At 72.0% G+C, this 25883-nt stretch carries 18 protein-coding genes; 12 read left to right on the top strand and 6 right to left on the bottom strand.

What is annotated here, in order from left to right; genetic code table 11:
* Positions 1-10: 10 nt before the first annotated feature.
* The gene (locus ABZ297_RS15000) at positions 11-1921 is read right to left on the bottom strand and encodes a hypothetical protein (RefSeq protein WP_355345130.1); all 1911 of its coding nucleotides are present in this window, start codon (positions 1919-1921) and stop codon (positions 11-13) included.
* Positions 1922-2049: 128 nt separating this feature from the next.
* Here ABZ297_RS15000 and ABZ297_RS14995 point away from each other — a divergent pair, with 128 nt between their 5' ends.
* The 5 genes from ABZ297_RS14995 to ABZ297_RS14975 all read left to right on the top strand — a co-directional run bounded on the left by ABZ297_RS14995 (position 2050) and on the right by ABZ297_RS14975 (position 9933).
* Positions 2050-3747 (top strand): hypothetical protein, encoded by a 1698-nt coding sequence (locus ABZ297_RS14995; RefSeq protein ID WP_355345127.1) that lies wholly within the window; start codon positions 2050-2052, stop codon positions 3745-3747.
* A gap of 108 nt (positions 3748-3855) precedes the next feature.
* The gene (locus ABZ297_RS14990) at positions 3856-3990 is read left to right on the top strand and encodes a hypothetical protein (RefSeq protein WP_350803378.1); all 135 of its coding nucleotides are present in this window, start codon (positions 3856-3858) and stop codon (positions 3988-3990) included.
* Between the two features lie 11 nt (positions 3991-4001).
* Positions 4002-4805 carry a glycosyltransferase gene (locus ABZ297_RS14985; protein ID WP_355345124.1) on the top strand — a complete coding sequence of 268 codons (804 nt, stop codon included), beginning with the start codon at positions 4002-4004 and terminating at the stop codon, positions 4803-4805.
* Positions 4802-5890 carry a glycosyltransferase family 4 protein gene (locus ABZ297_RS14980; protein ID WP_355345121.1) on the top strand — a complete coding sequence of 363 codons (1089 nt, stop codon included), beginning with the start codon at positions 4802-4804 and terminating at the stop codon, positions 5888-5890. The genes ABZ297_RS14985 and ABZ297_RS14980 overlap by 4 nt, the downstream gene beginning before the upstream one ends.
* Positions 5887-9933 carry an alpha-(1->3)-arabinofuranosyltransferase family protein gene (locus ABZ297_RS14975; protein WP_355345118.1) on the top strand — a complete coding sequence of 1349 codons (4047 nt, stop codon included), beginning with the start codon at positions 5887-5889 and terminating at the stop codon, positions 9931-9933. Before ABZ297_RS14980 ends, ABZ297_RS14975 begins: the two co-directional genes overlap by 4 nt.
* Here ABZ297_RS14975 and ABZ297_RS14970 read toward each other — a convergent pair.
* Positions 9857-11005 (bottom strand): acyltransferase, encoded by a 1149-nt coding sequence (locus ABZ297_RS14970; protein ID WP_355345115.1) that lies wholly within the window; start codon positions 11003-11005, stop codon positions 9857-9859. The genes ABZ297_RS14975 and ABZ297_RS14970 overlap by 77 nt on opposite strands.
* Positions 11002-11727 (bottom strand): class I SAM-dependent methyltransferase, encoded by a 726-nt coding sequence (locus ABZ297_RS14965; RefSeq protein ID WP_355345112.1) that lies wholly within the window; start codon positions 11725-11727, stop codon positions 11002-11004. The genes ABZ297_RS14970 and ABZ297_RS14965 overlap by 4 nt, the downstream gene beginning before the upstream one ends.
* 165 nt (positions 11728-11892) lie before the next feature.
* Between ABZ297_RS14965 and ABZ297_RS14960 the strand changes: the two genes are divergently transcribed.
* Together ABZ297_RS14960 and ABZ297_RS14955 are read left to right on the top strand one after the other, a co-directional pair.
* A complete protein-coding gene (locus tag ABZ297_RS14960) occupies positions 11893-12810 on the top strand; it encodes a DUF3068 domain-containing protein (RefSeq protein WP_355345109.1) in 918 nt (305 codons plus the stop codon).
* Between the two features lie 97 nt (positions 12811-12907).
* The gene (locus ABZ297_RS14955) at positions 12908-14014 is read left to right on the top strand and encodes a nitronate monooxygenase family protein (protein ID WP_355345106.1); all 1107 of its coding nucleotides are present in this window, start codon (positions 12908-12910) and stop codon (positions 14012-14014) included.
* A 3-nt stretch (positions 14015-14017) separates the two neighbouring features.
* On the opposite strand, the gene ABZ297_RS14950 is transcribed toward ABZ297_RS14955, so the two are convergent.
* Together ABZ297_RS14950 and ABZ297_RS14945 are read right to left on the bottom strand one after the other, a co-directional pair.
* Positions 14018-14176, bottom strand: coding sequence for a hypothetical protein (locus tag ABZ297_RS14950; protein ID WP_355345103.1), 159 nt, complete (start codon positions 14174-14176; stop codon positions 14018-14020).
* A 27-nt stretch (positions 14177-14203) separates the two neighbouring features.
* Positions 14204-15013: a crotonase/enoyl-CoA hydratase family protein gene (locus tag ABZ297_RS14945; protein WP_355345100.1), complete on the bottom strand. Its 810-nt coding sequence runs from the start codon at positions 15011-15013 to the stop codon at positions 14204-14206.
* Between the two features lie 235 nt (positions 15014-15248).
* Between ABZ297_RS14945 and ABZ297_RS14940 the strand changes: the two genes are divergently transcribed.
* From ABZ297_RS14940 to ABZ297_RS14920, 5 genes are read left to right on the top strand one after another with little or no spacing between them, the layout of a single operon-like run.
* Positions 15249-16808 (top strand): acyl-CoA synthetase, encoded by a 1560-nt coding sequence (locus ABZ297_RS14940; protein WP_355345097.1) that lies wholly within the window; start codon positions 15249-15251, stop codon positions 16806-16808.
* Positions 16798-17694, top strand: a complete 897-nt coding sequence (locus tag ABZ297_RS14935) for an OB-fold domain-containing protein (RefSeq protein WP_355345094.1) — start codon at positions 16798-16800, stop codon at positions 17692-17694. Before ABZ297_RS14940 ends, ABZ297_RS14935 begins: the two co-directional genes overlap by 11 nt.
* Entirely contained in the window at positions 17694-18722 is a 1029-nt protein-coding gene (locus tag ABZ297_RS14930; RefSeq protein WP_355345091.1) for a lipid-transfer protein, read from the top strand. The genes ABZ297_RS14935 and ABZ297_RS14930 overlap by 1 nt, the downstream gene beginning before the upstream one ends.
* Before the next feature lie 7 nt (positions 18723-18729).
* The gene (locus tag ABZ297_RS14925) at positions 18730-19875 is read left to right on the top strand and encodes a thiolase domain-containing protein (RefSeq protein ID WP_355345088.1); all 1146 of its coding nucleotides are present in this window, start codon (positions 18730-18732) and stop codon (positions 19873-19875) included.
* Positions 19875-21461, top strand: coding sequence for an acyl-CoA synthetase (locus ABZ297_RS14920; RefSeq protein ID WP_355345085.1), 1587 nt, complete (start codon positions 19875-19877; stop codon positions 21459-21461). The genes ABZ297_RS14925 and ABZ297_RS14920 overlap by 1 nt, the downstream gene beginning before the upstream one ends.
* A gap of 48 nt (positions 21462-21509) precedes the next feature.
* Here ABZ297_RS14920 and ABZ297_RS14915 read toward each other — a convergent pair whose 3' ends face one another.
* Complete coding sequence (locus ABZ297_RS14915; RefSeq protein WP_355345082.1) at positions 21510-25796, bottom strand: hypothetical protein; 4287 nt, start codon at positions 25794-25796, stop codon at positions 21510-21512.
* Positions 25797-25883: the final 87 nt, after the last annotated feature.

Here is a 25883-nt window from a genome sequence, read left to right as displayed (position 1 = left end):
GGGCCGTTTCTCAGGGCGCCACCGGCTGGAGCGGGCTCGGGGTGCCGGATGTGGCGGGGGCCGGGACGCCGACCTTGATCTCGCCGACGCACGCCGAGCGGCCGTCCACCGTGCGGACGGCCACCTCGGTGCCCGCGCCGGTGACCGTGGCGAACGTCCAGCCGAAGTCCCGGCCCGCGCTGACCTCGGCCGCTCCGCTGCCGAGCCGTACGGCGAGCCTGGTCTCCGACGGGTTCAGGTAGCCGACCTGGACCGTCCACTCGCCCTGCGGCAGCGGGAGCGGCAGGCGGAACCGGAGCTCGGACGCGCCGACCGGCACGCAGGCGGCGCGCTGGGGGATCGTCAGCCCCTCGATGCTCACCGGGCGCAACCGGCCCTCCTGGTCGAACGTCAGCGGGTTCGGCACCGGGCCCGCCAGCCGCCTGGTCCACGTGACCGGGTGCGGCGCGACCGGGCCGAGCACCTTGGACGCCAGCGCGTAGTCGTAGAAGAAGGCGGCGTAGACGACCCTGGACGGCACGTGGCCGTCGAGGATGACGGCGTTCTCGGGGGCGTGCTTGAGCGCCACCCTGGCGGTCTCGACGTAGCTCTTGACGTGCTCACCGAGCGGCAGGCGGCCATACGCGGCGACCGACCAGACCGAGCCCGCCGCCGCCAGTGCGGCCACGAGCGCCGCCAGCGGCTTCCAAACCCTTCTGAGCAGCCTGGAGGGCACTCCGCGACCTTCCGGCTGCGCGCCCTGGAGTGGGCCCTCCATGAGCGGGCCGCTCCCGAGCTGGCCGTTCTGGAGCGGGATGAAGGCCAGGCCGAGGACGAGCGCCAGCACCATGGCCGTCGAGGAGACGTAACGCAGCTCGTAACCGCCCAGATCGGGGCCGAGCTGCTCGATCCGTCCGATCATCACCGGGACCACGTCGGCCAGCACGACGTATCCGAGCAGCGTCAGCCAGGCCAGCCAGGCGCGCGGCCGGTAGCGCAGCGAGACGCCCACCACCACCGCCGCCACGGCGAGACAGACCCACTCCAGCGCGGGCGGCGTGGCGGCGATCGCGTAGTCCTCGCCGATCGGACGCCACTGCCACGGCCCGCCCAGCGCGGTGGGCAGCAACGCCCCCGACAGCAGCTTCCCGGCGAACTGCGCGGCCACCCCTAGATCGGGCAGGGACGGCCGCACCGTCTCGTTCGTGAGCTGCACGGACGTGAACAACTGCCGGAAGAAGACGGCCGCGTACGCGGCGACCACCCCCGAGTACAGCAGCCACGCCGGCCACCGCCGTCCCCGTGGCAGCCACCCCAGGCTCAGCACGGCCGCCAGCACCAGGATGAACGGCGCCTTGACGAAGAAGGCCATCGCGAACACCGTCCACGCCGCGGCGGCCAGCGCGTGCCTGAAGCGTCCCGTCCGGGTGTAGACGACGTGCGAGGCGAGCGCCATCGGCAGCGCGACCTGGAACGGGAGCGTCTCGATCACCACCGCCCACCACGACAGGGACGAGATCGTCATCGGGGTCAGCAGGTAGAAGCCCAGCGGCAGCAGGATGGCCGGGCGCGACCCGAACAGCAGGCGCAGCAGCCGCAGCAGCGCCAGCCCTGCCGCCGCCTGCAACCCGATCGTCACCGCGTGGGCCAGCACGTCGTTGTAGACGCCCAGGCGTCCCATCGCCCACTGGATCGCGAACGGCCCCGGCACCAGGTGGCCGTAGTCGACGCGCATCAGGTAGTCCCAGGACAGGCCGTGCTCCAGGCCGCGGGCGATGAACGTGAAGTCGTCCTGGCGGAAGTACGTCCTGCGGACCAGCTCGAACTTCCACACGAGCTGCAGGGCGATCATGACCAGCGCGGCGGCCAGCACCGCGTCGCCGCGCGCCCACGTACGAGCCTCCGCCGTCGCCCCGCCCGCCGCCACCCCGCTCCCTCCCACCGGAAGAGCGGCCGTTCAGCCTCTCCGGTTGGAGAGCCGCCGTACGTACACCGGCCCTTCCTGCTGAAGAGTAGCCAGCTGGTGATTTATGCGGAATGCCCGTTGTGCGGTTGTGATGTCATAGCGGGGTGCCGCACACGACCCGCGCCGGGCCCGTCGCCGCCCTGCTGGGTCTCGCGCTCGGGCTGCTCGCTCTCGGGCCCGCTCTGGGCTGGGGGTTCATCCTCGTGCAGGACATGGTCTTCGTCCCCGACCCCGCCTTCAGCCGCTTCACCTTCGGACTCGCGGGCGGCGCCCCCCGCGTCGTGCCCAGCGACGCCGTCGTCACCGCTCTGTCGGCCGTCCTCCCTGCGGAGCTGGTCCAGAAGCTGATCCTGCTTGGGATCTTCGCCCTCGGCTGCTCGGGTGCGGCCCTGCTCGTCCCCTCGCCGGCGACGGCCCCCCGCCTGGTGGCCGGCGCCTGCTACGTGTGGAACCCGTACGTGGCGGAACGCCTCCTCATGGGGCAGTGGGCGCTGCTGCTGGGCTATGCGGGCCTCCCGTGGGCGGTGCGCGCCGCCGTCCGCCGACGCCACCTGGCGTGGGCGCTCCTCCCTGCGGCGGTGGGCGGGTTCGCCGCCATGACGATCACCGCCCTCACGGTGCTCCCGGTCCGCGCCCTGACCTTCCACCCCCGTGGCGCGAGCCGAAGCCGCGCAGCCCGCGACCACCGCGAGGGCGGCGGGGGGCGTGGGGGCCGAGCGGGGGACATCGTTCGAGCGGCGGTGGCGCTGCTCGCGTTCAGCCTGCCGTGGCTGCTGCCCGCGCTCGCGCGTCCCGGCACCCTCACGGGGGACCCGGTCGGTGTGGACGCCTTCGCCGTACGGGCCGACGGGCCGCTCGGGGCGCTGGCGAGCCTGCTGTCTCTGGGCGGGATCTGGAACGCCAACGCGGTCCCCGCAGGTTACGAGACGCTCCCATCGGCGCTGGCCAGGCTGGTGCTGGCCGTCGCAGGCATCACCGCCTTCGCGCTGGCAGGGCGTGGCCGGCTCGCTGAAGGGCAGGCCGGGGGCGGGCCGTTCGAGGGGCAGGGCGGTGGGGGTGGGGTGGTCGGTGACGGTGGGGTGTCGTGGCGGCGGGGGCTGGTGGTGGCGGCCGCCGTGGGGTTCGTCGTCGCGGCCCTCGGGGTGGGTGAGGCGGGACGGGACGTCCTCCGCCGGCTCGTCGGCGTCTGGGGCGGTTTCGCGCTCTTCCGGGACGCCCAGCAGTTCGTAGCCCCGCTGGCCCTGCTGGTCGCCGTCGGCCTCGGCGTGCTGACCGCGGCGGCCGGGCGGCGGTGGGCGGCGGTGATGGTCCTGGTGCCGCTCGCCGTGTCGCCGGCGATGGCGTGGGGGGCGGCGGGGGCGCTGGAGGCCGTCCGGTACCCGGACGCCTGGTTCGCGGCCCGTGAGGTCATCCGGGCGGACCGGGTGCCCGGCGACGTGCTCGTGCTGCCCTTCGAGTCGTACCGGAGGTTCGACTGGAACGGTCGGCGGGCGGTGCTCGACCCGGCGCAGCGGTTCTTCGCCGTCCCCGGCCGCGAGGTGGTGGCGGGCGACTCCGTGCGCGTGGGGGAGTGGCGGGTGTCGAGCGAGAGTGAGCGCGGTCAAGAGGTAGAACGCGTACTAGAAAAGCCCTCGCCAGATGTGGCGGCGGCAGGCTTCCGGTTCGTTCTCGTCGACGCCGGCACGGAGAGTGAGCGGCAGTGCTTCGCGACGTGGTTGAAGATGGCACCAGTGGTGATGGACGGTCCCGAGGTGCGGCTGTACCGGCTGGACGGAGGCGCCGGGCGGGGTTCGCCCGAGTAGCGCCGCCGATTAGCGGATTTATGAAACTTTCGCTTAGCTACTTCCGAGTAGCAAGAATTGGTTCTAGGTTTGGGGCACCCCGCACCCGCCGCCGAGGAGGAACCCCCCGTGATAAAGATCCTCTTAGCAGCGATCATCGGCATCGCCGTGGCAGCACTCGTGGCGACGGTCACCACCGTCTCGCTGACCGGCGCCACCGCCACGCCGGTCAACAAGCCGCTCTACAACTACGGCGACCGGTAGTCCGAACGATCATGGCGCCCTCCCGCCAAGGGGACGAGAGGACGAGCCGACGACCACTGCTGGAGATCGTCGTTCCCGCGTACAACGAGGAACGGCGGCTCCCTGAGGGGCTCATGCAGCTGTGCGCGAAGCTTGCCCGGATGCCGTTCCCGACCGCCGTCATCGTCGTCGACAACAACAGCGCCGACAGCACCGCCGAGATCGTCAGGACCTGGCCGCGGGGGGCCGTGCCGGTCCGGCTCGTCGAGTGCGCGACGCCCGGCAAAGGGGCCGCGGTGCGGGCGGGGCTGCTCGAGACCCGCGCGCCCTTCGTGGGCTTCTGCGACGCGGACATGGCCACCGAGCTGAAGGCGATCGACGTCGCGTTCGGCCTGCTGCTGTCGGGGGAGCGGGTGGTGATCGGCTCGCGCGCGCACACCTTCTCGGACGTGGAGAACCGGCACAGCCGGGTGCGCGAGCTGGGCGCCGTCGGCTTCCGCGCGCTGGCCAGGGTGCTGGTGCGCGGGGTGAGCGACACCCAGTGCGGGTTCAAGTTCTTCGACGGCGTGCTGGCCCGCGAGGCCGTCGCCGGCCTGCGCACGCCCGGGTTCGCGTTCGACGTCGAGCTGCTCGCCCGCTGCGTCGCGCTGGGGGCGAGCGTGCTGGAGATCCCCGTCCAGTGGCGGGACATGCCGGGCTCGCGCTTCTCCCCGGCCAGGCACAGCGCGGGAATCCTGCTGGAGCTGGCCAGGATCTGGCTGCGGCTCCGGTCCGCACCGCGCGCCGGCGCGCGGCCCGCCTGGGAACAGCCGCTCGACCCTGTCGGATCTCCGTGAACATCGCCGTCGTCAACTGGCGTGATCCGTGGCACCCGGCCGCCGGAGGCGCGGAGACCTATGCGTGGGAGCTGGCCCGCCGTTTCCGGAAGTCCGGCCACAGGGTGTGCTTCGTCACCGCGCGCGGGCCTGGACAGCACGGCAAGGCCAAGGTGGAGGGGGTGCGGGTGGCCAGGATGGGCGGCGCGTTCACCGTCTATCCGCGGGTGCTGGTCTGGCTGCTGCTCCGGCGCCGGCTGTTCGACGTGGTGCTCGACTGCCAGAACGGCATCCCGTTCTTCACCCCGTGGGTGCTGCCGCGCCGCACCAGGGTCTGCTGCGTGGTGCACCACGTCCACGACCGGCAGTTCGAGGTGCACCTGCCGCGGTGGCTGGCCGCAGTCGGGCACTTCCTGGAGGGGCCGGCGTCCAGGTGGACGTATCGGCGGCGGCAGAGCGTGGCCGTGTCGCCGTCCACGGTGGTCGCGATGCGCGAGCGCCTCGGCTGGACGGGACCCATCCAGATCATCCCGAACGGCGTGAGCGTCGGCGCAAGCGGAAAGCCCAGGAGGAGTGGTGAGCCGCGGCTCGTCTGCGTGGGGCGGCTGGTCGCGCACAAGCGGGTGGACCTGCTGCTCGACGCCGTCCCGGAGCTGCGCAAGCGCTGGCCGGGCCTGACGGTGGACGTCATCGGCAGAGGCCCGGAGGAGGCGCGGTTGCGCGCCCGCCTGCCCGAGGGCGTCACCATGCACGGCTACCTGCCGGAGGCGGACAAGGAGCTGCTCATCTCGTCGGCCTGGCTCCAGGTGAACGCCTCGCAGGGCGAGGGCTGGGGGCTGTGCGTGCTGGAGGCCGCCGCGCTCGGCGTCCCGACCGTGGCGTTCGATGTGGACGGCCTGCGCGACGCGGTACGGCACGGCGAGACCGGCTGGCTCCTCCCCGAGGGCGCCGACCTGGCCAAGGGCATCGGCGCGGCCCTGGACGAGCTCGACGACACCTATAACGAGAAATGTCGGAACTGGGCGGCGACCTTTTCGTGGGACCACAGCGCCGAACTCATGACCGCCCTGCTTCAGGGCCGTCCGCCAGGCTTGGAGGAGCGGTGACCGAGCGGTTACGGCATCGGCTCTGGCTGGCGATCTGCTGCCTGGGCTTCGCCGTCCTGACCTTCACCACCAGGCCGGGCAGCGTCATCTCCGACACCAAGCTCGACCTGTCGCTCAACCCGGTCGGCTGGCTGGAGCGCGCCTCCCACCTGTGGGACCTGCAGCACTTCGGCCAGTTGCAGAACCAGGCCGCCGGATACCTGTTCCCGATGGGCCCGTTCTTCGCCCTCGGCGACCTGGCCGGGGTGGCGCCCTGGGTGACCCAGCGGCTCTGGCTGACGCTGCTGCTCTGCGTGGCGTTCCTCGGCGTCGAGCGGCTGGCCAGGCAGCTCGGCGTCGGCACCCCGGGAACCCGGATCGCGGGCGCGCTCGCGTACGCGCTGGCGCCGCGCGCGCTGTCGATCCTGGGCGAGATCTCGGTCGAGTGGCTGCCCGCCGCGCTGCTGCCGTGGATCCTGATCCCGCTGCTCACCGCGTCGGAGACGGGCCAGCGGGCCAGAGGGGCGGTCAGGTCGGCGCTGGCGGTGGCGCTGTGCGGGGGCGTGAACGCGGTCGCCGTGCTGGCCGTGCTCGTCGCACCGGTGGTCTACATCCTCACCCGGCCCCGCGTGGTCCCGCGCTGGCGGCTGCTCGGCTGGTGGACGGCCGCGGTCTCGGTGGCGACCCTGTTCTGGTGGCTGCCGCTGCTGCTGGTCGGCCGGTACGCCTTCTCCTTCCTGCCGTACACCGAGACGTCCTCGACCACCACGCAGGTCACCTCGCTGACGAACGTGCTGCGCGGCGCGTCCGACTGGGTGCGGTTCCTGACGGTCGGCGGCGTCACCGACCAGCCGGCCTCGTACGCGATCGCCACCTCCGCCGCGATGGTCGTGGTCACCGGGCTGCTGGCCGCGCTCGGGCTGGCCGGGCTGGCCCGGCGCGACCTGCCCGCGAAGGGCTTCCTCATCGCGCTGTTCGTCCTGGGCGTGGCCGCGTTGGTCGCCGGGCACGTCAGCTCGCTGGAGCCGGTCGTGGCCGAGCCGGTCCGGTGGCTGCTCGACGGCCCGCTCGCGCCGCTGCGCAACCTGCGCAAGTTCGACCCTCTGGTGCGGCTGCCGCTCGCGTTCGGCGTGGCGCACCTGCTGGCCGGGGCCAGGCTGCCGCTGCGGTCGGTGTCGGTGGTGGCGTTCGCCGGGCTGGTGCTGCCCGTGTTCAACCAGGGCCTGGCCGCCCCCGGCGCGTTCAAGGAGGTGCCTCTCTACTGGCGCGAGGCCGCGGCGTGGGTCAACGAGAACGCCGGCGACGACGGCGTGCTGGTCGTGCCCGGCGCCAAGTTCGGCGAGTACCTGTGGGGCAGGCCGATGGACGACCCCATGCAGCCCCTGTTCCACGCCCGCTGGACCACCAGGCAGGTCACGGCCGCCGGGTCGGTGGGGCTGACCAGGCTGCTCGACGCGATCGACCAGCGGCTCACGTCCGGGCAGGGCTCGCAGGGCCTCACGGACGTGCTGCGCAGGATGGGCGTGCATTACCTGCTCGTCAGGAACGACCTGGTCAGAGCGAACCTCCAGGGCGCCTGGCCGGCCAGGATCTACCAGGCGCTGCGTGATTCGCCCGGCGTCACCAAGGTGCGCTCGTTCGGCGGCGAGGTGGGCGACACCGCCACCGACGACGTGATCGACTCCGTCGACTGGCCGTTCCCCGCGCTGGACCTGTATGAGGTGACGGGCAGCGCCGACCTGGTCCAGGTGCGGACGGCGAGCGACACGCTGCGGGTCGTCGGCGGCCCCGACTCGCTGCTCACGATGGGCGACCTCGGCCTGCTCGGCGACGCCCCGGTGCTGGTCAACGGCGACGCGGGCAAGCGCGAGGCGCCGACCGTGGTGAGCGACGCGCTGCGGCTGCGCGAGCGCCAGTTCGGCGAGATCAGATCCAACTGGACGCCGACGCTGACCGCCGACAGGCGCGACGACTTCTCCGGCGTCAGAGCCCTCGACCTGCTGGAGGACGGCTGGCTGGCCGACACGGCGACCGCCGAGTACGACGGCGTCTCCAACGTGACCGCGTCCTCCTCCGTCGCCGACGCCGGTGCGGTGCCCGGCATCAGCTCCACCGGGCACAGCGCCTGGGCCGCTCTGGACGGCGACTACGAGACCAACTGGGAGAGCGGCGGCTGGAAGGCCCCTGAGGGGGAGTGGCTGCGCGTGGACCTGCCCGGCCCCAGGACCATCCCCGCTCTGAAGGCGACCTTCACCAACAACGTGCTGCTCGGGCAGTCGGTCAAGCGGGTGGCCGTGGAGACCGAGGGCGGCCGGGTGGAGCAGGACGTCCAGCGGACGAACAGCCCGCAGGCGCTGCGCGTCCCGCCGGGGCCGACGAGCTGGGTGCGGATCAGGATCCTCGGCACCTACGACGGCCGGTGGAGCTTCGTGCAGCGGGTCGGGATCACCGAGCTGGCCATTCCCGGCATCCTGCCGGGCCGCACCGTGCGGCTGCCCGGCTCGGACGGCGACGTGCACGTCATGGACCGGGGGCTGGACGTCCGTCCCGAGTGCATGCGCAACCAGTCCAGGTGGATCTGCAACCCGCTCCTGGCGAGACCGGGAGAGGAGGGCGCCGGGTTCGACCGGACCTTCACCGTCGGCTCCGCGCACAAGACGAACCTGCGGGGTTCGGCCATCCTGCGAGATCCCCAGCTCGTTGACCGTTTCACCCGGCTCAGCCCGGACCTGACCACAGTCACCGGCTCGTCCCAGATGAGCAAGGACGCCGTCGTCGGGCCGCGGTCGGCGTTCGACGCCGACGCCGGCACGACGTGGGTCCCGGCGGCCGCGGACGCCGAGCCCACCCTCACGCTCGGCTGGCGGGGCAGGCGGACCGTCTCGCGGATCCAGGTCGCCCGCCCCGGCGGTGACAAGCAGCCGCTCGACATGGTCGTCACCGGTGACAAGGGCGCCGTCCGCAGCGGCAGGGTGGGCGCCGACGGCTTCCTGCGGTTCAAGCCGCTCTCCACGTCCCGGCTCAAGCTGCGCTTCTACCCGGTCTCCAGACGCTTGCAGGTGACCGAGCTGGTCATCCCCGGCGTCAGCCCGGCGAGCAGGCCCGAGGGCATCCCGTTCCGGCTGTCGTGCGGGCAGGGGCCCAGGATCCAGGTGAACGGCGCGACCGTGCCGACCAAGGTCGCAGGAACCTACGCCGACCTGCTGGAGCAGCGGCCCGTGCGGTTCACCGGCTGCGGGAGGACGGCGCTCGCGGCGGGCGACAACCGGGTGCGCGTCGCGGGCTGGGAGCCGTGGGGGATCGCGAACCTGGTGGTCGGCTCGCTGCCCTCGGGCCCGCCGCCGGTGGAGGGCGCGGCCGTCGCCGGCACCTGGTCGCCGTCGGTGCGCGAGGTGCGGGTCACCGCGCCGAAGGACGCCTTCCTCGTCGTCAACGAGAACTACAACACCGGCTGGCAGGCCACCCTGGACGGCCAGACGCTGCGCCCGGCCCGCCTCGACGGCTGGAAGCAGGCGTGGGAGCTGCCCGCGGGCACGTCGGGCACCGTACGCCTGGAGTACCTGCCCGACCGGCCGTACTGGCTCGCCCTGGCGCTCGGGCTGGTCGGCATCGCGGTGCTCGCCCTGGTGGCGCTGGTGCTGCGCGGGCCGCGTCCCGAGCACGTGCAGGAGACCGCCCCCGCCGCCGACTCCCGGCTGTCGCGCTGGCGCGTCCCCTACACGATCGTGCTGGGCCTGGCGTTCGGCGGCTGGGTGTCGGGCTGGCCCGGCATGCTCGCCACAGTGGCCGCGACGGCGGGCGTGCTCTGGGCGCGCGGACGCCTGCGCGGGACGCACTGGACGCCTGCCGGGCTGTTCGGCGGGGCCGCGCTCAGCCTGGCCCTGGCCATGGCCCTGCGCGACCACGGCGTGGCCGCCGACCTGCTGGCCGACCAGGTGCCGCAGCTCATCGCCTGCGCGGCCATGGGAGCGCTGTTCGGGCAGCTCGTCACGGAGCCGGGGCCACCGGCTGTGGAGCCGGCGACTCCGGCGGCCGAGCGGCAGCAGCTGACCGGCGCCCGCTGAGCCGCAGCGCGCTCTCCTCGACGAGGTGGTAGCTGCCGATGCTGACCAGGAGTGTGATGAGGAAGGTCGGCAGCGCGACCCGGACGAAGTCGCCGCCGAACAGCGGGCTGCCAGTGATCTTGTAGTAGAGGGTGATCACCGGCGCGTGCCAGAGGAAGAAGCTGTACGAGACGCGTCCCAGATAGGCCGTGGCGGGGTTGCCGAGCACGCGGTGCCTGAGCGAGTCGTGCCGGCCGGCGAGCGCGAACGGCGCGACCACCAGGACGGCCACCGCGGTCTCCAGCACCATCCGCCACAGCGACTGCGACAGGCTCGGCAGCGTCAGCGTGCGCGGGCCCGCCAGCTCGGTGCTCAGCACCGCGTACAGCAGCAGCGCCAGCACCAGGAACTGGGGGGCCAGCGCGTCGATCACCTTGCTCCGCCCGATCCACACCGACAGCACCGCCATCGCCATCCCGGCGGCGAAGTAGACGAGGTGGTACGGCAGCCAGAGCGCCATCTCCGGCTGGTCCAGGACGTGCGAGACGACCGCGCTCGCCAGCGAGACCACTGGCAGCACGGCGATGCCCGCCAGCAGCCGCACCGGCCTGTTCCCCCGCCGCGCCCAGCCGTGCAGGGCCCACGCGAGCACCGGCAGCAGGACGTAGAAGGCCATCTCGATGGGCATCGTCCACATCTGGTAGAGGCCGTCGGGGGCCTGCTGCTGCTCGGTGTAGTTCTGCAGCAGGAGCAGCCACTTGGCCCAGCCCGTCCAGTCGAGCGAGCTCCACGCCCACAGCGCCAGCGCCGTCACCAGCCAGTACGCGGGCAGCACGCGGAGCACCCTGCGCCACAGGTAGCGCCCCACGTGGGGGCGCGGCGCGTCCTCCAGCACCGCGCGGGCCCACGGACGGTAGAGCAGCAGGCCGGACAGCAGGAAGAAGATCGGGACGGCGATGCCCAGCCTGGTGGTCATCCAGGCGAACATCCCGTCGCGGTACATCACCCCCGTGTTGCCGCCGACGTGCAGCACCCACACGCCGAGCGCCGCCAGGGCGCGGATGCCGTCGAGCGCGGCATCGCGCCCTTTCACGGACGCTTCCTCAGCACCAGGACGAGGTTCCACGTGGCGAACTCCCTGACGATCGGGGCCTTCAGCACCGGACGGCACCACCAGGGCAGGTAGCGGGGCAGGGCGTCCACCAGGTCCGCCTGGGGGTGGGACGCCGCCCAGCGCAGGCCCTGGGCCACCGAGACGGGGTAGAGGCTCTGGCCGTAACGATTCTTGGGCGGCTTACCGTATTTGTCCTGATATTTCCGGGCGGCCCTGTCGCCTCCGAGATAGTGCCAGGGCGAGGTCTCGTGGCCGCCCCAGGGGGAGAGCCAGTTGGTGTACGCGAGGAAGACCAGCCCGCCCGGCCTGGTGACCCTGACCATCTCCGCGGCCATCCGCCACGGCTCCGCGACGTGTTCCAGGACGTTGGAGGAGAAGCAGACGTCCACCGCCGAGGTGCGGACGGGCAGGTCCAGCGCGCTGCCGAGCAGGCCGCCGCTGGGCGCGCCCTGGCCGGCCAGCTCGCCCGCGTCGACGTCCACGCAGACGCAGCGGGCGCCGTGGCGGCGGAACTCGGTCGCGAAGAAGCCGGGGCCGCCGCCGACGTCCAGGACGGTCCTGCCGTCGAGGTCGACGTACCGGCTCAGTTGGGCGGCCGTGTCCCTGGCGAGGGTGGTGTAATAGCCGCGCCCGTCACTCTGCTCCGACCTGAAGGCACGGAACAGCCGGACGGACCGCGCCAGGTTGGCGCGTATGGGCATATTTCCCTCTTTCATAGGCAAAGCCACGATAGAACCTGTTTCTATCGATTTGATTGCGGCTGCATACCAGGCAGTGACGCATGTCACTCACTGTCATACTTTGTTGCCGGATGCTCGGGCAAGACGACAACAGGTTCTAGAATCGCGGAGGCCTCGATGGGTCGCATGTCCACGCTCGTCCTCATCGGCGTCGGAGCGTTCTTCATCGCGCTCGCCCCGCTGCTGAAATTCTGGGCGGCAGGCAAGATCATCGCGGCTCCGGCGAACCAGTTCAGCATCTCCCGGCTGGAGGCCAAGGGCGCCCAGTACTTCTCCAAGCAGGACCTGAAGGTCCTCACGGCCGACCTCGACATCATCGTCACCACCCGCGGCGACGTGAAGGACGCCACCTCCGAGCGGGTCGTCTGGGACGAGGCCACCGTGGTCAACGACGTCACCAACAAGCGCCCGCAGATCGACCTGTCCGACCGGCGCAGCGCCTTCGACAGGTACACCGGCGTGGGCCTGAACTGCTGCGGCGTCAACGTCGGCAAGGCCCCGGTGACCCTGGAGGGTCAGATCTACCTGTTCCCGTTCGGCGTGGAGAAGAAGACCTACAAGGTGTTCAACTCCTCGGCGGAGAAGGCGTTCGACGCGCGCTTCGTCCGCGAGGACACGGTCAACGGCCTGCCGGTGTACGTGTTCGAGCAGGACGTCCCGCCCACCAAGACGCAGACCCTGACCGCGCCCGCCTCGGTGCTCAACATGACCGAGAAGGGCGACGTGCAGGTCGACCGCTGGTACGACGGCAAGACCACGTTCTGGGTCGAGCCCACCACGGGCGCGCCCGTCAAGCAGGAGCAGCAGCGGCACGAGGTCCTCAAGACCGCCGACGGTGTCGAGCGCTCGCCGGCCTTCGTCGCCACCGCCAAGATGACCGAGGCGACCGTGGCCGACCTGGTGAAGACCGCCGAGGCGGGCAAGAGCCAGGTGAATCTGCTGCGCAACGTCATCCCGCTGGTGCTGCTGATCGTGGGGGTCGCCCTGGTGCTCGCGGGCGTCGTCCTGGGGCGGCGGCCGTCGTCGGCCACGACGGGTAACTAGAACGAGTTCTCGCCAGTTTGTTACTCGCCAGTACCGATCGAACATTCTAGGGTAGAACGCGTTGCAGTTCGTTGGCGGACGGTCGTATCTTCGGCTCATGCGGACACGAGTCACGGACATGTTCGGAATCGAGCTCCCGATCTTCGCGTTCAGCCACTGCCGCGACGTGGTCGCCGCGGTCAGCCGCGCGGGCGGCATGGGCGTGCTCGGCGCTCTCTACTTCACTCCGGAAGAGCTCGAAATGGAGCTCAAGTGGATCGACGACCACGTCGACGGCCGCCCGTACGGCGTGGACGTCGTCATGCCCGCCTCCTACGAGGGCGCCGACTTCGCGCCCGACGAGCTGGTGGGCCGCCTGCAGGCGATGATCCCCGAGGGGCACCGCCGGTTCGTCGAGGACCTGCTGGCGGCGCACGGGGTCCCGCCGCTGTCGGCGGACGCCGACGCCGGCAAGGTTCTGCTCGGCTGGACCGACGCCACCGCCCGCCCCCAGGTCGAGGTGGCGCTGCGGCACCCCATCGCGCTGCTCGCCAACGCCCTCGGCCCGCCCCCTGCGGACGTCGTGGAGCTCGCCCACGCGCACGGCGTCAAGGTCGCCGCCCTCGCCTCCACCCCGCGCCACGCGCTCAAGCAGGTGGAGGTGGGCGTGGACGTCGTCGTCGCCCAGGGCACCGAAGCGGGCGGACACACCGGTGAGATCTCCACCATGGTGCTGATCCCGCAGGTGGTGGACGCGGTGGACGTCCCGGTGCTGGCGGCGGGCGGCATCGGCAACGGCCGCCAGATGGCCGCCGGCCTCGCTCTCGGCGCCGAGGGCGTCTGGACGGGCTCGCTCTGGCTGACGGTCGAGGAGGCCGACACCCCCGACATGGCCAAGCAGCGCATCCTGCAGGCGACCTCCCGCGACACCGTCCGCTCCAGAAGCTGGACAGGCAAGCCGGCCCGCCTCCTCAAGAACGAGTGGACCGACGCCTGGGAGGCGCAGGAGTCGCCGGGCACGCTCCCGATGCCGCTGCAGTTCATGCTGGTCTCGGACGCGCTGCGCCGGATCGGCCGCTCGGACGCCGCCGAACTCGCCACCTTCCCCGCAGGTCAGATCATCGGCCTCACCAACCAGATCCGCTCGACGAGGGACGTCATGTACTCGCTGGTGGAGGAGTACGCCGAGGCCCAGGAACGCCTCACCCGCATCACCGACTCCTGACCGTCACCCCATCTCGAGGTCGTCCTCAAGGCGGTCCTCGGTGCCGAAGAACTCGTCGGCCTCCCGGCGTATCTCTTCGTGGTCCACTCGCGGAAGTTTCTGGTGGGCGGCGACGAGTTCTTCGGCGCTCAGACGGCGCTCACATGGCTGCTCGATGGGCATGGTCAGACAGTAGTGTGCCCGCTACATTCAGTGGCCCTTGTAGGCGGGGGTGCGCTTGTCGCGGAAGGCTCGGGTGCCCTCCTTGGCGTCCTCGGAGCCGATCACCGGCCAGCCGAGGTCGTCCGAGACCTTGAGGGCCTCCGGTTCGGCGAGGCCGAGGGTGTCGCGGTAGGTGCGGAGGATGGCCTGGACCGCCAGAGGGCCGGAGGCGGCGATGTCGGTCGCCAGCTCGCGGGCCGCCGTCAGGGCCTGGCCGTCCGGGACGACCCTGTTGACCAGCCCCATCGCCAGGGCCTCGGCGGCGGTGATCGAGCGGCCGGTGAGCAGGAGGTCCATGGCGTGGCAGTACGGGATCTGGCGCGGCAGCCGGACCGCGCTGCCACCCATGGGGAACAGGGCGCGCTTGGCCTCGAAGAGGCCGAGCGTGGCCGACTCGGCCACCACCCGCAGGTCGGTGCCCACCAGGAGCTCCGTGCCGCCCGCCACCGCGTAGCCCTCCACCGCGCAGACGACGGGCTTGGTCGGCAGGTCCTCCCTGAGCAGCCCCTTCCAGTGGAAGTTGGCGATCTGGGCTGCTCGGGCCTGCACTTCCGGGTCCGTGGAGGGGCGGCCCATCGCCTTGAGGTCGGCGCCCGCGCAGAACGTGCCGTTCGCGCCGGTCAGGACGGCCACCCGGACGTCGGTCTCGGCCGAGACGTAGGCCCAGGCCGAGGCGAGGCCCACCAGCATGTCCGAGGAGAGGGCGTTGCGGGCTTCGGGCCGGTCCATAGTGACGATCACCAGGTGGCCGTCGCGTTCGATCCGGCAGTGGGGGGTGCTGATCGGCAGGAGTTCCACGGACGCCTCCACAGGAGTAGATCAAGCGCTTGCTAGGGGCCGATAGTACCTCGCGAACCGCCCTCGGACGACGGCTCGCGCGTCCGGAGGTGAGGCGGTCCACCGGCGTCGCGGCGCCTCGGAGCGATCTTCGAATCAAGCGCTTGCTCAGCGCTTTCCTCGCGGGATACGCTGCGATGGCAAACGAGAACAGGTTCTTGTTTTTTCCCGCCTGAGCACCTGATGAGGAGTTCCGATGGGCACGCTCGGTTTCTGGAGGCTGGCGCAGGCGGATCCCGGGTGGACAGCCGCCGTGGACCCCGACGGCACGCAGCACCGCGCCGGTGACCTGCTCGCCCGGGCCAACCGCCTCGTGCATGGGTTGCGGGAACTTGGCCTCAAGCCGGGGGACGGCATCTGCGGCCTGGCTCCGAACGGCGCCGACGGCCTCGTCCTCTACCTGGCGGCCCTCCAGGCGGGCTGGTACTACACCCCGATCAACTGGCACCTGACCGGCCCCGAGATCGCTTACATCGTGGCCGACAGCGAGGCCAAGGCGTTCTTCGTCCACCCCCGATACGCGAGCGAGGGCGCGCGGGCGGCCGAGGCCATCGCCCCGGAGCGCCGCTTCCTCCTCGGTACGGGCGAGGGCGGCGCCGTCGCGGCGTTCCGTCCCATGGCAGAGCTGACAGCGGGACGGCCCGACACCCTGCCGGAAGGGCGCACCGCCGGGACGACCATGCACTACACCTCGGGCACCACCGGCAAGCCGAAGGGCGTCAAGCGCCCGCTCAGCGGGCTCGACCCGGACGACGCCGCCGAGCTGATGTCGTTCCTGCCGGGCCTGTTCGGCATCACGCCGGGCCAGCCGAACGCGCATCTGGTCACGTCCCCGAACTACCACACGGCGGTCACCCAGTTCGGCGGGACGGCCCTGCACATGGGGCACACGCTCGTCTACATGGACAAGTGGGACGCCGAAGAGACGCTCAAGCTCTGCGAACGGCACCGGATCACCAACTCGCACCTGGTCCCGACGCACTTCAAGCGGCTGCTCGCGCTCCCCGAGGAGGTCAGGAACAGCTACGACCTGTCGTCGCTGCGATGGATGATCCACGCGGCGGCCCCCTGCCCGATCCCCGTGAAATGGGCGATGTTCGAGTGGTGGGGCGAGTGCATCTACGAGTACTACGCGGCCACCGAAGGCGGCGGCACGCTGGCCACCCCCGAGGGCTGGAAGTCCCATCCGGGCACGGTCGGCTCCGCCTGGCCGATCAGCGAGCTGCTCATCGTGGACGACGCGGGGGAGCCCGTCCCGACCGGCTCCCCCGGCACGATCTACATGAAGATGCTCGGCGCCACCTTCGAGTACAAGGGCGACCCCGCCAAGACCGCGGAGAACCGCCTCAAGGACTTCTTCACCGTCGGCGACATCGGCTACCTGGACGCCGACGGCTTCCTCTACCTGTGCGACCGCAAGGCCGACATGATCATCTCGGGCGGGACGAACATCTACCCGGCCGAGATCGAGAACGAGATCATGATCCACCCGAAGGTGGCGGACGTGGCCGTGTTCGGCGTCCCGGACGAGGAGTGGGGCGAGCAGATCAAGGCCGTCGTCGAGCCCGCCCCCGGCGTGGCGGCGGGCCCCGAGCTGGTGGCCGAGATCCTGGGCTCGCTGGAAGGCCGGCTGGCCAGGATGAAGTGGCCCAAGACGATCGACTTCATCGACGAGATGCCCCGCGAGCCCAACGGCAAGCTCCTCAAACGCAAGCTCCGCGCCCCGTACTGGGAGGGACACGACCGTGCCATCTGAGCCGCTGGTCGCACAGCACGTCCTGGAGTTCCCCGGCGGCTACACCCGCACGACCGGGCCGGTGATCGGCCGGTTCCTGACCGAGCTGCGCGCCGGCCGGATCGTGGGGGTTCGCACCGCCGAGGGCCGGGTGCTGGTGCCGCCCCTGGAGTACGACCCCGCCACCGGCGACTCCGTCACGGACGAGTACGTCGAGGTGGGCCCGGCAGGGACGGTCACCACCTGCGCCTGGGTGACGCAGCCGCGCGAGACGCACCCGCTCGACCGGCCCTTCGCGTGGGCGCTGATCAGGCTGGACGGCGCCGACACCGCCCTGGTGCACGCCGTGGACGCGGGCAACCCCAAGGCCCTGCGGCCGGGCGCCAGGGTGTGGCCGGTCTGGCGGCAGGAGCGAACCGGCAGTATCACCGACATTTCCCATTTCGTCCCTGAGGTCACGAGGATCGTGTCGCCCGTCCGCACCGAGTACCGGCTCCAGGTGGGCGGCGCGCTGAAGACCTTCCTCGAAGGGGTCGAACGAGGCGTCTTCCTCGGCGGCAGATGCGCGTCCTGCGACAAGGTGTACGTGCCGTACCGGCTCTCCTGCCCGCAGTGCGGCAGCGTCATCGCCGAGCAGGTCGAGCTGCCCGACACCGGCACCATCGCCACGTTCGCCATCAACAACCTGCCCGACCCGCGGGCCCCCGAGGTGCCGTTCGTCAGCGCCTACATCCTCCTCGACGGGGCCGACATCCCGATGATCGCGCTGGTCGGCGGCGTCCCCGCGCACGAGGTACGGCAGGGCATGCGCGTCCGGGCCGACTGGGTGCCGGAGAGCGAGCGGACGCCGTCCATGGCCAACATCCGGTGGTTCGCCCCCACCGGCGAGCCGGACCGGGAGCTGTGATGAGAGACGTCGCGATCGTCGCGTTCGCTCAGACCAGGCACACCGACCACGACACGGGCCTGGCCGAGCCCGAGCTGATCCTGCCCGTCATCAACGAGGTCAAGGAGCGGACCGGCCTGACGAGGTTCGGCTTCACCTGCTCGGGAAGCTGCGACTACCTCGCGGGCGCGCCGTTCTCGTTCGTCTCGGCGCTCGACGCGATCGGCGCCTGGCCGCCGATCTCCGAAAGCCACGTCGAGATGGACGCCGCCTGGGCCCTGTACGAGGCGTGGGTCCGGCTCCAGCACGGCGACGTCGACTCGGCCCTGGTGTACGGCTTCGGCAAGTCGTCGCTCGGCGATCTGCGTACGATCATGACGCTCCAGCTCGACCCGTACTACCTGGAGCCGCTCGGGCTGGACCAGCTCTCCTACGCCGCGTTACAGGCCGCCGCCGTCGGCGCGGACAGGAAGCAGCTCGACGAGATCGCCAGGCGCAGCCGGGCCGACGGGCGGAGCAACCCGTACGCGCTCGACCTGCCCGACCCAGGCGACGAGGGCGACAAGGGCGACACAGTCGAACCGCTCGGCAGCGCCCACATCGCCCCGCTCACGGACGGCGCGGCGGCGGTGGTCCTGGCGGCGGGAGACCTGATCCGCGAGCTGTGCGAGCGGCCCGCCCACATCACGGGCATCGCGCACCGCATCGAGCCCCACTACCTCGGGCTGCGCGACCTCGCCCGGTCGTCCTCCGCCGCCGAGGCCGCGCGGGCGGCCGGGGTCGGCAAGGGGCCCGTCGAGGTGGCCGAGTTGCACGCCCAGTTCGCGCACGAGGAGCTGATCCTGCGCCGCGCGCTGGAACTGCCCGACGACACGGTGATCAACCCGTCCGGCGGCCCGCTGGCGGCCAACCCGGTGATGGCCACCGGCCTCATCCGCCTCGGCGAGGCCGCCGCCCGCATCCACGACGGCCGGGCCGCCCGCACCGTCGCGCACGCGGCGAGCGGCCCCTGCCTGCAGCACAACCTCGTCACGGTCCTGGAGGCGTGAGCGACCCATGAACAGGTGTGCCGTCATCGGCGTCGGTCAGACGCACTACACCACCAAGCGCCGCGACGTGTCGATCGCCGGACTCGTCCGCGAGGCCGCCCTGCGGGCGCTGGAGGACGCCGGCCTGACGTTCAGGGACATCGACGCCGTGGTCATCGGCAAGGCCCCCGACCTGTTCGAGGGCGTGATGATGCCCGAGTCGTACCTGGCGGACGCGCTCGGCGCGGCGGGCAAGCCGATGATGCGGGTGCACACCGCGGGCAGCGTCGGCGGGTCCACGGCGCTGGTCGGAGCCGGTCTCGTCCAGGGGGGCGTGCACGACCGGGTGCTGGTGGTGGCGTTCGAGAAGCAGTCGGAGTCGAACGCCACCTGGGCCCTGTCGACGCACCTGCCGTTCAGCGCGTCGCTCGTGGTGGGTGCGGGCGGCTACTTCGCGCCGCATATCAGGGAGTACATGCGCAGATCGGGCGCCCCTGACCACATCGGGACGCTCGTCGCGGTCAAGGACCGGCTCAACGCGCTGCGCAACCCGTACGCGCACCTGAAGATCCCCGGCATCGACCGCAGGATGGTCGAGTCCACCCCGATGCTGTGGGAGCCGATCCGCTACCTGGAGACCTGCCCGTCCAGCGACGGCGCCTGCGCGATCATCCTGTCCTCCGAGGAGAAGGTCACCGGCACGCCCGCCTGGGTGCACGGCGCCGCCATGCGGTCCGAGCCGATCTTCCGTGCCGGACGTGACACGGTCAGCCCCCAGGCCGGCAAGGACTGCGCCGCCGACGTCTACCGGCAGGCAGGAATCGCCGACCCGCGACGGCAGATCGACGTCGCCGAGGTGTACGTACCGTTCTCCTGGTACGAGCCGATGTGGCTGGAGAACCTGGGATTCGCGGCAGAAGGAGAGGGGTGGAAGCTCACCGAGTCGGGGGCCACCGCGCTCGACGGCGACACCCCGTGGAACGCCTCGGGCGGAGTGCTGTCGAGCAACCCGATCGGCGCGTCCGGGCTGATCAGGTTCGCGGAAGCCGCGCTCCAGGTGCGCGGCATGGCGGGAGAGCACCAGGTGGACGGCGCCCGGCTGGCGCTCGGCCACGCGTACGGCGGGGGAGCCCAGTTCTTCGCGATGTGGATCGTCGGACGGGAGAGGCCCTGATGGAGTTCAACCACGCGGACCTGTTCGAAGCGCTCGCCGACGCCGTAGGGGACCGCGTCGCCGTCGTCTGCGGGGCCGACCGCCGCACCTACGCGGAGCTGGACGCCGAGGCCAACCGGCTCGCCCACTACCTGCGGAGCGTGGGCGTCGGGCCGGGCGAGCACGTCGGGCTGCACCTGTACAACGGCGTCGAGTACGTCGCCGGGGTGCTGGCCGCGCTCAAGCTCCGAGCCGTGCCGATCAACGTCAACTACCGGTACGTCGAGGCCGAACTGCTCTACCTCTACCGCGACTCCGACATCCGGGCGCTCGTCTACGACGTTGAGTTCGACGCGCGGGTGGCCGCCGTCGCGGGCGAGGCCCCCAAGCTGGAACAGCTGATCTCGGTGGGCGGGAGCTCGTCGATCGCGTCCGCCGTGCCGTACCAGGACGCCCTGGAACGCGGAGAGCCCACCCGCGGCTTCGAACCGCGCTCCGGCCAGGACGTGTACATCATCTACACCGGCGGGACGACCGGCATGCCGAAAGGCGTGATGTGGCACGTCGAGGACCTGTTCATGGCCTTCGGCGGCGGCAACCCGTACGGCGAGCCGCGGGCCACTCCGCAGGAGGTCGTCGGCGAGGCCGTCAAGGCGACCCCGATGGTGATGATGGCCGCGCCGCCGCTCATGCACGGGGCCGCGCAGATGGCCACGTTCATCACCTGGTGGATGGGCTCGACCGTGGTGTACGTGCGCAGGTTCGAGGCCGAGGAGGTGTGGCGGGCGGTCGAGCGCGAGAAGGTGGCCACGATGAACATCACCGGCGACGCGATGGCCAGACCGCTGGCGGAGGCGCTGGAGACGGGCACGTACGACCTCTCGTCCCTGTTCGTGATCAGCTCGACCGGGGCCATCCTGAGCGGCGCCGTCCGTGAGCGTCTCCAGGAGCTGCTGCCCAACGTGATGATCCTCGACAACTTCGGCTCCACCGAGTCGGGCTACACCGCCTCCGGGGTCGCGGGGTCCTCACCCGAGAGAGGGCTGCGCTACCAGCCGCAGTCGGCGACCCGCCTGGCCGTCCTCGACGACAAGCTCCGCCCCGTCGCGCCGGGCAGCGGCGAGCTCGGCATGGTCGCCAAGGCGGGACACGTCGCGTTCGGCTACTACAACGACCCCGACAAGACGGCGCGCACCCTGGTCACCGACGCCGAGGGCACCCGGTGGCTGCTGACCGGCGACCTGGCGTCCGTGGACCCCGACGGCACGGTCCACATGTTCGGCCGGGGGTCGCAGTGCATCAACACGGGCGGCGAGAAGGTGTTCCCCGAGGAGGTGGAGGCGGTGCTCAAGGGCCACCCCGCCGTGTTCGACGCGGTCGTGACAGGCGTGCCGGACGAACGGTGGGGGAGCAAGGTGGCGGCCGTGGTGGAGCCGCGTCCGGACGTCGAGGTCACGGCCGCCGAACTCGACGCGCACTGCAGGCAGCGGCTGTCGGGCTACAAGGTGCCGCGGACGTACGCGTTCGTGACGGAGATGGTCCGCTCCCCGGCGGGCAAGGCCGACTACCGATGGGCCAGACAGACCGTGGAGGCCATGGGGTCGTAGCGCTTCAGGCGGTTGGCTGGGAGGTCGGGCGCGGTGTGGCGCGCGGTTTCATCGAGGGGACGAGGGGAGCGCGCCGCGCCCTGCGGGACCCGGTGGCCGTGATCGGCGATCCGTGAACCGTCGCAGGCCGGCGAGGTCGCGTTCCACCTGGTCGGCCTCGTCGGAGCGGCCCGCCCTCACGAGGACGTCCAGCCTGCCCCGAAGGACCTCCCGGAGCATGTGGACCAGGTCCTCGTCGCCGCCCCGGTCGAGCAGGTGGCGCAGGAGCCGCTCCGCCACCTGCAGCGCCTCGTCGGCCGCGTCGTCCCGGCGCAGCTCCATCTGGCAGAAGCCGAGCTGGGCGTGGGCCACCGCGCTGAGCAACTCGTCCTCGATCACCTGGGTGCCACGGTGCAGCACGACGCTCGCCTCCAGCGCCCGGCCCGTCGCGAGAAGCGCGTCACTGAGCATCAGGATGGCCCGCGCCAGGTAGCCCGTCAGCACCGGATGGCCGCGCGCGAAGCGTTCCAGCGCCGCCACGACTTCCCGCAGCGGCTGCACCGCCTCCGCCTCCCTGCCCTGCAGCGCGAGCGCCGACGCCAGCGACAGGTACGCCCCGGCGCGGCCCGTGTGCACGCCCTCCGCGTCCACGCCCTCGTCGAGCAGCTCGTCGTAGAGCCAGATGGCCTCCCTCGCTCTCGCTTCTGACTCGGAGCCGTCGTCCAGCTCCAGGAGAGGCAGCAGCTCGGCGCTCTGCGCGAGCGAGTCGGCGAGCAGCGCCCGGTACGTCAGGTCGCCGGGCGACCGCCTGGCCACCTCGACCAGCTCCTCGACCAGCGGTCCTGCCTCCTGCAGGCGTCCCAGCAGCAGCAGGCACCTGACGAGCCGCTGCCTGGCCAGCACCTCCTTGAGCCCGGCTCCGTTGCCGTCGGCGAAGCTCTCTGACTTCGGCCCGGCCCGGCGGAAGTCCGCGAACCCGTCCACGGCCACCTCGGCGTAACCGATCGCCTCGCCGGCGCGGCCGTCCTCCAGCAGATCGTCCACCAGCACGGTCGCCACCTCCGCTTCCAGCAGTGACTGCGCGGGACTGCGCGGCGACGTCCGGAAAGCCTCCAACGCCCGGACGAGATGGGCCAGCCCCTCGTGCCTCCTCCCCAAGCCGCGCAACACCAGCCCACGCACCTGATCGGCCCTGGCGCGCAGCGGCAACAGCACGGACACCAGGTCCGGCCGCCCGGACAGGGCCCGCTCCTGCTCGGCCAGCGACCACGAAACGGCCTCCAACGCCGCCCTCGGACGGTCGAGCGCCGCCAGCGTCGCCCCGAGGTGGACGTACGCCGTTGCGGCGGTCACGGGCTCGTCCAGCTCGTCGCACAGATCGGCGGCGCGCTCGGCATGAGCCAGCGCCTCGACCACGCGGCCCTGCCCGAGCAGCGCCGCGGCACCAAGCGCCAACGCCCGCGCCAGCGCCACCTCACCCGCCTCCCCCAAGTGCGCCTGTGTCTGTCGGGCCTCGTGGTCGAGCAGGGTGATGGCCCATTCCAGGGTGGCGAGGTCGGGGTCCCGCAGCAGGGTCTCCATGATCTCGTTCGGAGGCAGCGGGACGACCTCCAGCGCACGAACGTAGGAGCTCGCCGCCCCGACGTCCTCCGGCGCGTCTGTCGAGGGGGTTGCCGCCTCGATGTCCGGTACCGGGCTCGCCAGCAGCGCGAAGCCCGCCCCTGAGGTGTCGCGCCGGACGCCGTCGCAGAGGCCGAGCAGGCGGTCGGCCCTGGCGCGCGCCCGTCGGTGATTGTCGCCCAGGCCGGCCGCCAGGTACGCGGCTTGCTGGAGCGAGGGGAGCGCGTCCTCGGGCCGGTCCTCGGCCAGCAGGTATTCGCCCAGGTCGAGGAGCTGCCAGACCAGGCTGTGGAGGTGCCTGCCCGGTTCGAGGGTGGCCAGGGCGCGCAGGTTGTCCGCGGCTTCACGGGCGAAGTCCGCGCCGGTGGCGAAGTCGTCCAGGCGCGCGTGGAGTTGGGCGAGGAGGCCCGCCGTCTCGGCGAGCTCCAGACGCAGCCCGGGGTCCTCAGGGGCCAGTCCGCGCAGCCGTCGCACGGCCTCCGTGGCGGGGACGACGGCCTCCTCCGTCCTGTCCTGCTCGTCGAGCAGGGTGGCGAGGGCGGCGAGGTGGTGGGCCACGTCCTGGCTGGTAGTAGCCGACCCGGCGACGGTGACAGCGGCGGCGACCGCAAGCCGCGCGCCGAGCTCCGCACGGGCGCCGGCACCCAGCGGGGCGAGCGGCGGCAACGGTGCCGGCCACAGGGCGCCGCCGGACGTCCTCGTCAGGACCGGGAGTACGCCCTCCAGGTGCTCCGCCAGCTCGGCGTCGCCTCCCGCCGCGCTGAACGCCGCGACCGCCTCGCCCAGCCGTCCGATCGAGACGAGCGCGCATGCCAGGTTGTAGTGCGCCCGCTCCGCCTGCGCCGCGAAGCGCGGATCGTCCTCGGCCAGGATGCGGAACCTGGCCGCCGCCTCCTGTGCGGGCTTGACGGCGATCGCGGGCTCCCCGGCGAGCAGCAGGGACGCGGCGAGCGTGAACAGCGCCCCAGCGTGCCGCGATGCCTGCTCGTACGGTGGCGCCGCCGCGTAGATCTCGACCGCTTCCCCGGCGACACCCACGGCCTCATCAAGCCGTCCCACGGCCGCCAGCCGCGCGGCCAACCCGGACAGCGCCTCGGCCAGCCCCATCCGGTCGCTCCGGCCGCGCAGCCGTCCGACCCGGATCTCGCTCGACGTGACCTCCAACCCGCGCAACCCCAGCCGCCCACCACCCCACGGCACCACCCCACCTGCTGCGCCGGACCACGGCGGTCCTGCGACCGGGGCGCTCGGGTCGCCTGGCGTGTCGGGCCACGGTGGTAGGGCTGTCACGGCTTCGGCCACTCGGCGGTCTTCGCGCAGGAGGTGAAGTGCTGCGTCGAGTAGGTCTCCGAGCCGGGTGTCCGGGTTCGCCGCCGCCTCGCGGACCAGTGCCGCGCACCTGCTCACCAGCAGCGTGTGCAGGGCCGAGCGGGCGGTCGGCCTGCCGCTCGCCTGGAAGAGGGTTTCCAGCATGCGCACCAGGTGCCCGGACGTCCGGAGCCCGTGATCGTGGACGGCCAGGACGAGCGAGTCGAGCCCCTCGGTCTCGGCCAGGAGCTGTTCGGCCAGGAGGTCGGGCCCGAGGGGCGACAGTCGCTCGTCACCGGGGAGCAGCTCGGACAGCCAGCCGGTCACGGCCAGCCTGCGACCCGGGCTGAGAAGCCCCGGCACGGCCGCCAGCAGTTCGTACAGCTCGTCCGGCGTCGGGGCGGTCAACGTGACCAGCGCGACGGCCTGCCGCGCCGTGACGCCGTCGATCGGATCCTGTCCGGTCAGCTCCCGCTCGGCCGGCTGGTGTCCCAGGGGGCTGCGGGTGGTTGGCCAGGTTCGGGACCAGTGTTCCTGCTCGCCGGCCAGTAAGTGGCTGAGCAGCCGGCTTCCGGGGGCGTCCCCGCGCAGCCGCAGTAACGCGGCCACGTGGACGTGCAGCGGCCGGCCGTACTCGGGGGCGTCCAGCGGGGGCGGGTCCGGGAGGTCGGGGCGGTCGGGAGCGAACGCCTTCATCGCCGCGCGGACGTGCTCAATGCGCTCGGCGGGTGTGAGCGGGTGCCGGTCGAGCTGGAGGAGCAGCGGTTGTGCGAGGAGCTGGTGGTGGCGGCGTCCTCCGGTCGCGGCGGTGAGGCGTGGCCACCAGTCGTCGTCGGGGGACTCGCGGGGCAGCAGCAGGACGCGCGACCGTGGGTTGGCGCCGTGCCCGGCGAGGCGGCGGATCAGCTCGCCGATCACGACGGCGTAAGGTTCCGGACGGTCGATGACGAGGAGCGTCGGGCGGAGGGCGTCGAGTCTGGCCGCCGGGCTGGACAGGGCGCTGCCGAGGGCGTGGACCGGGAGCAGGCCGGTGTCCCAACCGGCTCGGGACAGGTCCTCGCAGAGCTTCATGGCCAGGCGGGTCTTGCCCGCGCCTCCGCGTCCGGACACGACCGCGATCGACAGTGGCAGCGGGTCGCTGATCCACATGTGCAGGTCTGCCAGTTCGGCGGTCCGCCCGAGGAAGGGGACCACGGCGTGCCGCGGCATCAGCACGGACGGCCCGGCGCGGGCGCCTGACCGTTCGGCGCCGGTTGCCTCGGCTGGAGGGCGGTGGGGTGGGAGGAGGAGGTCGGCGAGGAGGGTGACGGGCGCGTCATCGAGCAGGTAGCCGGTGGCGGGCGTGCGGCGCTCCGGTTCGGCGGGGTCGTGACCGGAGGGGACCTCGACGACCCGGTCGAACCGTGGGTGGTGCGGTGGCCTGTCCATGGGACCGCCTATGCGTTACGTGTGCCGCCCCCGGCGCTCGGCCTGCACCAGGGGATTTCCGCCACCCGCTCACTATGGCATCCGATA

It is taken from the genome of Nonomuraea sp. NPDC005983, assembly GCF_040614375.1.
In the GTDB taxonomy this organism is placed as follows: Bacteria; Actinomycetota; Actinomycetes; order Streptosporangiales; family Streptosporangiaceae; genus Nonomuraea.
This window is presented reverse-complemented; position numbering and strand designations above follow the sequence as displayed.

What these genes read in the sequence shown, in the direction of transcription:
- ABZ297_RS14955 (WP_355345106.1), top strand. Translation starts at nt 12,908, where the DNA reads ATGCGGACACGAGTCACGGACATGTTCGGAATCGAGCTCCCGATCTTC.
- ABZ297_RS14960 (WP_355345109.1), top strand. Translation starts at nt 11,893, where the DNA reads ATGTCCACGCTCGTCCTCATCGGCGTCGGAGCGTTCTTCATCGCGCTC.
- ABZ297_RS14930 (WP_355345091.1), top strand. Translation starts at nt 17,694, where the DNA reads ATGAGAGACGTCGCGATCGTCGCGTTCGCTCAGACCAGGCACACCGAC.
- ABZ297_RS14925 (WP_355345088.1), top strand. Translation starts at nt 18,730, where the DNA reads ATGAACAGGTGTGCCGTCATCGGCGTCGGTCAGACGCACTACACCACC.
- ABZ297_RS14985 (WP_355345124.1), top strand. Translation starts at nt 4,002, where the DNA reads ATGGCGCCCTCCCGCCAAGGGGACGAGAGGACGAGCCGACGACCACTG.
- ABZ297_RS14950 (WP_355345103.1), bottom strand. Translation starts at nt 14,176, where the DNA reads ATGCCCATCGAGCAGCCATGTGAGCGCCGTCTGAGCGCCGAAGAACTC.
- ABZ297_RS14915 (WP_355345082.1), bottom strand. Translation starts at nt 25,796, where the DNA reads ATGGACAGGCCACCGCACCACCCACGGTTCGACCGGGTCGTCGAGGTC.
- ABZ297_RS14920 (WP_355345085.1), top strand. Translation starts at nt 19,875, where the DNA reads ATGGAGTTCAACCACGCGGACCTGTTCGAAGCGCTCGCCGACGCCGTA.
- ABZ297_RS14965 (WP_355345112.1), bottom strand. Translation starts at nt 11,727, where the DNA reads ATGCCCATACGCGCCAACCTGGCGCGGTCCGTCCGGCTGTTCCGTGCC.
- ABZ297_RS14940 (WP_355345097.1), top strand. Translation starts at nt 15,249, where the DNA reads ATGGGCACGCTCGGTTTCTGGAGGCTGGCGCAGGCGGATCCCGGGTGG.